Origin of the sequence: Pseudomonas nitroreducens (assembly GCF_014204515.1) — a bacterium.
GTDB classification, from domain to species: Bacteria; Pseudomonadota; Gammaproteobacteria; order Pseudomonadales; family Pseudomonadaceae; genus Pseudomonas; species Pseudomonas nitritireducens_A.
Genome location: NZ_JACHLI010000019.1, coordinates 127,775 through 134,948 on the forward strand (window position 1 = coordinate 127,775; position 7,174 = coordinate 134,948).

The 7,174-nt window shown below is 66.2% G+C and carries 8 protein-coding genes; 3 read left to right on the top strand and 5 right to left on the bottom strand.

The genetic code is table 11. From position 1 onward, the window contains the following. Positions 1 to 17: 17 nt before the first annotated feature. Genes surE through HNP46_RS22150 form a run of 5 tightly spaced genes read right to left on the bottom strand, consistent with a single transcriptional unit; the run spans position 18 to position 4,367 of the window. The gene (surE, locus tag HNP46_RS22130; RefSeq protein ID WP_184593220.1) at positions 18 to 776 is read right to left on the bottom strand and encodes a 5'/3'-nucleotidase SurE; all 759 of its coding nucleotides are present in this window, start codon (positions 774 to 776) and stop codon (positions 18 to 20) included. Further along, positions 764 to 1,822 carry a tRNA pseudouridine(13) synthase TruD gene (truD, locus tag HNP46_RS22135; RefSeq protein ID WP_184593222.1) on the bottom strand — a complete coding sequence of 353 codons (1,059 nt, stop codon included), beginning with the start codon at positions 1,820 to 1,822 and terminating at the stop codon, positions 764 to 766. Before truD ends, surE begins: the two co-directional genes overlap by 13 nt. Further along, positions 1,819 to 2,292 carry a 2-C-methyl-D-erythritol 2,4-cyclodiphosphate synthase gene (ispF, locus tag HNP46_RS22140; protein WP_184593224.1) on the bottom strand — a complete coding sequence of 158 codons (474 nt, stop codon included), beginning with the start codon at positions 2,290 to 2,292 and terminating at the stop codon, positions 1,819 to 1,821. The genes truD and ispF overlap by 4 nt, the downstream gene beginning before the upstream one ends. A gap of 59 nt (positions 2,293 to 2,351) precedes the next feature. After that, positions 2,352 to 3,203, bottom strand: coding sequence for an S-formylglutathione hydrolase (gene fghA, locus HNP46_RS22145; RefSeq protein WP_184593226.1), 852 nt, complete (start codon positions 3,201 to 3,203; stop codon positions 2,352 to 2,354). Positions 3,204 to 3,254: 51 nt separating this feature from the next. Continuing rightward, positions 3,255 to 4,367, bottom strand: coding sequence for an S-(hydroxymethyl)glutathione dehydrogenase/class III alcohol dehydrogenase (locus HNP46_RS22150; protein WP_184593228.1), 1,113 nt, complete (start codon positions 4,365 to 4,367; stop codon positions 3,255 to 3,257). 213 nt (positions 4,368 to 4,580) lie between these two features. Here HNP46_RS22150 and HNP46_RS22155 point away from each other — a divergent pair, with 213 nt between their 5' ends. The 3 genes from HNP46_RS22155 (at position 4,581) to yedF (ending at position 6,983) form a co-directional block, all read left to right on the top strand. Beyond that, complete coding sequence (locus HNP46_RS22155; RefSeq protein ID WP_184593230.1) at positions 4,581 to 5,474, top strand: LysR substrate-binding domain-containing protein; 894 nt, start codon at positions 4,581 to 4,583, stop codon at positions 5,472 to 5,474. A gap of 68 nt (positions 5,475 to 5,542) precedes the next feature. Next, the gene (yedE, locus tag HNP46_RS22160; RefSeq protein WP_184593232.1) at positions 5,543 to 6,769 is read left to right on the top strand and encodes a selenium metabolism membrane protein YedE/FdhT; all 1,227 of its coding nucleotides are present in this window, start codon (positions 5,543 to 5,545) and stop codon (positions 6,767 to 6,769) included. Next, on the top strand, positions 6,735 to 6,983 hold the full coding sequence (gene yedF / locus HNP46_RS22165) for a sulfurtransferase-like selenium metabolism protein YedF (protein ID WP_184593234.1): 249 nt from the start codon (positions 6,735 to 6,737) through the stop codon (positions 6,981 to 6,983). Before yedE ends, yedF begins: the two co-directional genes overlap by 35 nt. Positions 6,984 to 7,174: the final 191 nt, after the last annotated feature.

Sequence of the window (7,174 nt, forward strand, 5' to 3'; positions counted from 1 at the left end):
CGCCGCGGCGCGACAGTTCATTGGCCATGGTCGAGCCCTCCGAGCCAGTCACCCAGGACAGGGAATGCCTCCCGGTAGGTCCGGTCCATCTGCAGCGGCGTGATCGACACGTAGCCCTGCATCACGGCATGGAAATCGGTGCCCTCCCCGCCATCCTCGGCATCGCCGGCAGCAGCGATCCAGTAGCCTTCCTTGCCGCGCGGGTTGACCACCTTGACCGGTGGCTTGGCGCGGGCACGGTGGCCCAGGCGGGTCAGCTGGATGCCCTTGATGCGCTCCAGCGGCAGATTGGGAATGTTCACGTTGAGCACGGTGCGCGGCGGCAGGTCGAGCTTTTCGTGGGACTCCACCAGCAGGCGGGCGAAATGCATCGCCGCCGGCAGGTTGTCGGTCAGACGCGAGCACAGCGAGAAGGCGAACGCCGGACGGGCGAGGAATCGCCCTTCCAGGGCCGCCGCCACAGTGCCCGAATAGAGCACGTCGTCGCCCAGGTTGGCGCCCAGGTTGATACCCGAGACGACCATCTCCGGCACCTCTTCGAGCAGGCCGTTGAGGCCCAGGTGCACGCAGTCGGTCGGGGTGCCGTTGAGGCTGATGAAACCATTGCCCAGGCGATGGGGATGCAGTGGCCGATCCAGCGTGAGCGAGCTGCTCGCTCCGCTGCGATCGGCTTCCGGGGCGATCACGATGCAGTCCGCGTATTCGGACAGCGCGTCGTGAAGCGCGGCGATACCGGGTGCAGTGACCCCGTCGTCGTTGGCAATCAATATGCGCATGGGCTTTCCGTCTGCCCTGCCGGCACGAGGTCGATCAGCTCGCGCACTACCACGGTGGCGAAGCAGCCTGCCGGCAGGACGAATTCCAGTTGCAGAATGTCAGGGGCGGGATAATGCCATGTAAGGCCGGGGATGGGGAGGCGCAGAATGCGCCGTTCGTGCGCCATGTCCGCACTGGCTAGCCACTGGCAAAGCGCCACCTCGGCATGCTGCACGCTGCCTTCGATGGCTGCGGGCGCCCCGTTGGCGGGCGATTCGCCCTCGCCCCAGAGCGGGCCGGTGGGGTGCAGATCGAGGGCCGCCAGGCGCGGATCGGAGCACTCAGCATCGCCAGCGGGGAAGAAGCTGCGACTGTCGGTGAACGCCAGCAGGTCGCCGACCTGGGCCTGATTCCAGGTTCCTTCCGCCACACGACGGGCCAACACCTGGTTGAAGACGTAGCTGCGCGCCGCCGAGAGCAGGCGCGAACGGATATTGCGATGGTCCGGCAGCTTGCCACTCTGCGCGAAACGCCGCGCGTCGAAAACGTTGCCGCCGTCATGGCCGAAGCGCTGGGTGCCGAAGTAATTCGGCACGCCCTGGGCAACGATGGCTTTCAGGCGCGCCTCGAGCTGCTCGCGATCAGCTTGCAGTTCGGTCAGGCGCAGGGTGAAGCCGTTGGCCGAATGCGCGCCGCGCTGCAGCTTGCGGCGGTGGCGGTTGCGTTCAAGGATGCGCAGGCTGTCGTCTTCGGCGGCCGCCAGGTCCGGGTCGGACTTGCCCGGCAGGTGCAGGCTGAACCACTGGCGGGTCAGCGCCTGGCGATCCTTGAGGCCGGCGTAGCTGATCATCTTCACCGGCACGCCGGCGGCACGGGCCAGGCGGCGGGCGGCTTCCTCGGTGTTCAGGCCGCGCTTTTCCACCCACAGCCAGAGGTGCTCACCGTCGCCGGAGAGCGGGATATCCAGCACTTCATCGACCTGGAAGTCCTCGGCCACGGCCTTGAGCACGGCGCTGCCGCAGGCCTCGCCATGGGCGCGCGGGCCCAGCAGCTCCAGCTCGGTCATGCGCGAACCAGCAGGGCGACGGCGTGCACCGCGATCCCCTCTTCGCGGCCGGTGAAGCCGAGTTTTTCGGTGGTGGTGGCCTTGACGTTGACCTGATCCAGTTCGACCTTCAGGTCTGCCGCGATGGTCTCGCGCATGTTCTGGATATGCGGTGCCATCTTCGGCGCCTGGGCGATGATGGTGGTGTCGACGTTCTCCACCTTCCAGCCCTTGGCCTCGATCAGGCTCAGCACGTGGCGCAGCAGCGCACGGCTGTCGGCGCCCTTGAACTGTGGGTCGGTGTCGGGGAAGTGCTTGCCGATGTCGCCCAGCGCGCAGGCGCCCAGCAGGGCATCGGACAGCGCGTGCAGCAGCACGTCGCCGTCGGAGTGGGCGACGAGCCCGAACTTGTGGGGAATACGCACGCCGCCCAGGGTGATGAAGTCGCCCTCGCCGAAGCGGTGCACGTCGTAGCCATGTCCGATACGCATGAAAAAACGCCCTGTAGATGTCAGGGCGTCGATTCTACCGGATCACTGCGCTCAGGGTGTCAGCCACAGAGCGCCGCAGCATGGTGGCGCAGGTGATCTTCGATGAAGCTCGCAATGAAGTAGTAGCTATGGTCGTAGCCGGGCTGCAGGCGCAGCTCCAGCGGTTGGCCGACCGCAGCGGCCGCTTCACGCAGGGCTTCGGGCTTGAGCTGTACGGCGAGGAAGTCGTCGCGGTCGCCCTGGTCCACCAGGATCGGCAGACGCTCGCTGGCATTCGCCAGCAGCTCCACGGCATCCCACTCGCGCCAGGTAGCCGGGTCTTCGCCGAGGAAGCGTCCGAGGGCCTTCTGCCCCCAGGGGCAATCACTCGGGTGGGTGATCGGCGCAAAAGCCGACAGCGACAGGTAGCGACCGGGATTGCGCAGGGCGCAGACCAGCGCGCCGTGGCCGCCCATGGAGTGGCCGCTGATGCCGCGCTTCTGCGACACCGGGAAGTTCGCCTCGATCAGCGCCGGCAGCTCCTGCACCACGTAATCGTGCATACGGTAGTGACGTGCCCAGGGTTCCTGGGTGGCGTTGACGTAGAAGCCGGCGCCGAGGCCGAAGTCCCACGCGCCATCCGGATCGCCCGGCACTTCCGGGCCGCGCGGGCTGGTGTCCGGCGCGACGATGACGATCCCCAGTTCGGCCGCCAGGCGCTGGGCGCCGGCCTTCTGCATGAAGTTCTCGTCGGTGCAGGTCAGCCCGGACAGCCAGTACAGCACCGGCAAGCCCGCCTCGGGTTCGGCCTGAGGCGGCAGATAGACTGCGAAGACCATCTCGCAGCCGAGGGTTTCGGAGCGGTGGCGATAACGCTGGTGCCAGCCGCCAAAGCTCTTCTGGCTGCTGATCAGTTCGATGGAGTCCGTCATGGAACCCTCCTTTTACGCAACGCCGGGCGCGCGGGGCGCCCGGCCGTTCGATCAGTAATGGATGACGGAGCGGATGCTCTTGCCTTCGTGCATCAGATCGAAGGCCTCGTTGATCTTCTCCAGGCCCATGGTGTGGGTGATGAAGGTGTCCAGCGGGATTTCGCCCTTCTGTGCCTTTTCCACGTAGGTCGGCAGCTCGGTGCGGCCTTTCACGCCACCGAAGGCGGAACCGCGCCAGACGCGGCCGGTGACCAGCTGGAACGGACGGGTGCTGATTTCCTGGCCAGCGCCGGCAACGCCGATGATGGTCGATTCGCCCCAGCCCTTGTGGCAGCACTCCAGCGCCGCACGCATCAGTTGGACGTTGCCCACGCACTCGAAGGAGTAATCCACGCCACCGTCAGTCATTTCGACAATGACGTCCTGGATCGGCTTCTGGTGATCCTTCGGATTGACGAAGTCGGTAGCGCCCAGTTCCTTGGCGATGTCGAACTTGGCCGGGTTGATGTCCACCGCGATGATCCGCGAGGCCTTGGCCATCTTCGCGCCGATGATCGCCGCCAGGCCGATGCCGCCCAGGCCGAAGATGGCGACGGTGGCGCCCTCTTCCACCTTGGCGGTGTTCAGCACCGCGCCGATGCCGGTGGTGACGCCGCAACCGAGCAGGCAGACCTTCTCCAGCGGCGCTTCCTCGGGGATCTTCGCCAGGGAGATTTCCGGCAGCACGGTGTACTCGGAGAAGGTCGAGCAGCCCATGTAGTGGTAGATCGGCTCGCCGTTGTAGGAGAAGCGGCTGGTGCCATCGGGCATCAGGCCCTTGCCCTGGGTGGCGCGCACGGCCTGGCAGAGGTTGGTCTTGCCGGATTTGCAGAATTTGCACTCACGGCATTCGGCGGTGTACAGCGGGATCACGTGGTCGCCCACTTTCAGCGAGGTCACGCCCTCGCCCACCGCCTCGACGATGCCGCCACCCTCGTGGCCCAGGATGCACGGGAACACGCCCTCGGAATCCTGGCCGGAAAGGGTGTACGCGTCGGTGTGGCAGACACCGGTGGCGACGATGCGCACCAGCACTTCGCCCTTCTGCGGCGGCGCCACGTCCACTTCGACGATTTCCAACGGCTTGTTGGGGGCGAAGGCGACGGCGGCACGGGACTTGATCATCGGGAAACTCCTGAACGAGGGAAACGACAACGCCCGCCAGAGCGGACGGATTCGGCACACAGGCCGAGAAACCGGGACGAGCCTTGGGCCACGTCGGGGAGCATGGGACGCCTTGCGTAGAGTGCACCCACAGCCGTGGAAGTGTAGAAAACCCCGTTTCGGGGAATAATCAGGCAATAATCAAAACATTATTGCCATACAGGGACAATCCAGATGCACCGCTGGGAAGGACTGGACGAATTCGTCGCCGTCGCCGAAACCGGCCAATTCACCGCCGCCGCCGAACGCCTGGGCGTCTCGTCGTCCCATGTCAGCCGTCAGGTCGCACGGTTGGAGGAGCGTCTGCAGACCCGCCTGCTCTACCGCAACACGCGCAAGGTGACGCTGAGCGAGGCCGGACAGACCTTCCTGCAGCATTGTCGGCGCCTGCAGGACGCCCGCGAGGAAGCGCTGCGCGCGGTCAGCGACCTGTCCGCCGAACCCAAGGGCCTGCTGCGCATGACCTGCGCGGTGGCTTATGGGGAGCGCTTCGTGGTGCCGCTGGTGAACGAGTTCATGGCGCAGTTTGCGCAACTGCGGGTGGAGATCGAACTGTCGAACCGGCAGCTCGACCTGTTCCACGAAGGCTTCGACCTGGCGATCCGCCTGGGACGCCTGAGCGATTCGCGGCTGGTGGCGACCCGTCTGGCGCCGCGGGTGATGTACCTCTGCGCCACCCCGGAGTACCTGGCCCGCCACGGTACTCCGGCCAGCGTTGCCGAACTGGCGCAGCACAACTGCCTGGTGGGCAGCAGCGACCAGTGGAGCTTCCTCGAGGAAGGCCGCGAGACCCAGCACCGGGTCCAGGGCAACTGGCGCTGCAACAGCGGGCAGGCGGTGCTGGATGCAACGCTGCGCGGCTTCGGCCTGTGCCAGTTGCCGGACTACTACGTGCTGGAGCACCTGCGCACAGGGCGCCTGGTGTCCCTGCTGGAGGCGCACCAGCCGCCCAACACCGGGGTCTGGGCGCTTTACCCGCAGCAGCGGCACCTGTCGCCGAAGGTTCGGCAGCTGGTGGACCATCTCAAGGAAGGCCTACAGCATCTTCAGCCCTCTCCATTGTCCTAGGGCAGGCAAGCACGGGGCCGCTTGGCTAAAATGGGCGGTTTCCCACCCTTCAGATCAAGGATGACGAGATGTCAGCCCTTTCTACATTCCGCGAGCGCTACCTGCTGCGCTTCTGGTCTCCCCTGCCGACCCTGATCGCCCTGGGCGTCGCATCCGCCTACTACTTCGCCATGACCGGCACCTTCTGGGCGGTCACCGGCGAATTCACCCGCTGGGGCGGCCACGTGCTGTCCTGGTTCGGCCTGCAGCCGCAGGAATGGAGCTATTTCAAGATCATTGGCCTGCAGGGCACGCCGCTGGATCGCATCGATGGCGTGATGATCATCGGCATGTTCCTCGGCGCGCTGGTCTGCGCCCTCTGGGCCGGCAACGTCAGCCTGCGCTGGCCGACCAGCAAGCGCCGCCTGCTGCAGGGCCTGATCGGCGGGGTGATCGCCGGCTTCGGCGCGCGCCTGGCGATGGGCTGCAACCTGGCCGCGTTCTTCACCGGCATCCCGATGTTCTCGGTGCACGCCTGGGCCTTCATGTTCTCCACCGTGCTCGGCGCCTGGTTCGGCGTGAAGATCAGCCTGCTGCCGTTCCTGCGCATTCCGCTGAAGGTCGGCGGCAGGGCAGCGGCCCTGCCAAGCGCGGAAGCCCTGGCCCGCCGCGCCAAACTGCAATGGCGCCTGGGCATGGGCGTGCTGGCGATCGCCGCGCTGTTCGCCGCCTGGCGCTTCGAGGTCTCGCTGGTGCTGGGCATGGCCTGCCTGTTCGGCCTGCTGTTCGGCGGCCTGATCGAGCGCGCGCAGATCTGCTTTACCAGCGCCGCCCGCGACCTCTGGACCACCGGCCGGACCCAGGCCGCACTGGGCATCCTGCTGGGCATGGCCGCGGCCTGTATCGGCACCTTCGCGGCGATCCACAACGGCCTGCCGCCGAAGATCTTCTGGATGGGCCCGAACGCCGTGATCGGCGGCGTGCTGTTCGGCATCGGCATCGTGCTCGCCGGCGGCTGCGAGACCGGCTGGATGTACCGTTCGATGGAAGGCCAGGTGCACTTCTGGGTGGTCGGTATCGGCAACGTGATCGGCGGCACCCTGGTCGCAGTGTTCTGGGACCAGCTGGGCACCAGCCTCGCCCTGCCCTATCCCAAGCTCAACCTGTTGCAGGAGTTCGGCCCCGGCGGCGGCCTGCTGATCACCTTCGCCGGCCTCGCCCTATGCATGCTGCTGGTGCAACTCAACGCGCAACGCTTCACCCGCAAACGGAAACCTACCAATGCCCGAAACCAAGACGCCGACGCTGTCGCTTGACCTGCGCGGCGAACACTGCCCGTACAACGCCATCGCCACCCTGGAAACCCTGGAGACACTGAAGCCGGGCGATCTGCTGGAGGTGATCACCGATTGTTCGCAGTCGGTGCATGGCATACCGGAGGATACGAAACGCCATGGCTACCACTGCCTGGCGGTGGAGCAGCATGGTGCGCTGTTCCGTTTCCTGATCGAGGTGCCGCTGCTGGGGTGATGGCTTTTCGTAGGAGCGGACTTCGTCCGCGATGGCTTCCGACGCGATTCGAACCTATCGCGGACGGAGTCCGCTTGTATGGCGTTAGGGTAGGAACCTGTCGGGGGTGGAGGGACAAAGTCCGCTTCTGCAAGCCAGACGGTAGGAGACTTCCCCCGCCCACGCGCTCACGACAAGCGCCGATAAGGAAT

Bases quoted from the DNA above. Each gene is read 5' to 3' on its own strand.
- surE (WP_184593220.1), bottom strand. From the start codon at position 776: ATGCGCATATTGATTGCCAACGACGACGGGGTCACTGCACCCGGTATC.
- truD (WP_184593222.1), bottom strand. From the start codon at position 1,822: ATGACCGAGCTGGAGCTGCTGGGCCCGCGCGCCCATGGCGAGGCCTGC.
- ispF (WP_184593224.1), bottom strand. From the start codon at position 2,292: ATGCGTATCGGACATGGCTACGACGTGCACCGCTTCGGCGAGGGCGAC.
- fghA (WP_184593226.1), bottom strand. From the start codon at position 3,203: ATGACGGACTCCATCGAACTGATCAGCAGCCAGAAGAGCTTTGGCGGC.
- HNP46_RS22150 (WP_184593228.1), bottom strand. From the start codon at position 4,367: ATGATCAAGTCCCGTGCCGCCGTCGCCTTCGCCCCCAACAAGCCGTTG.
- HNP46_RS22155 (WP_184593230.1), top strand. From the start codon at position 4,581: ATGCACCGCTGGGAAGGACTGGACGAATTCGTCGCCGTCGCCGAAACC.
- yedE (WP_184593232.1), top strand. From the start codon at position 5,543: ATGTCAGCCCTTTCTACATTCCGCGAGCGCTACCTGCTGCGCTTCTGG.
- yedF (WP_184593234.1), top strand. From the start codon at position 6,735: ATGCCCGAAACCAAGACGCCGACGCTGTCGCTTGACCTGCGCGGCGAA.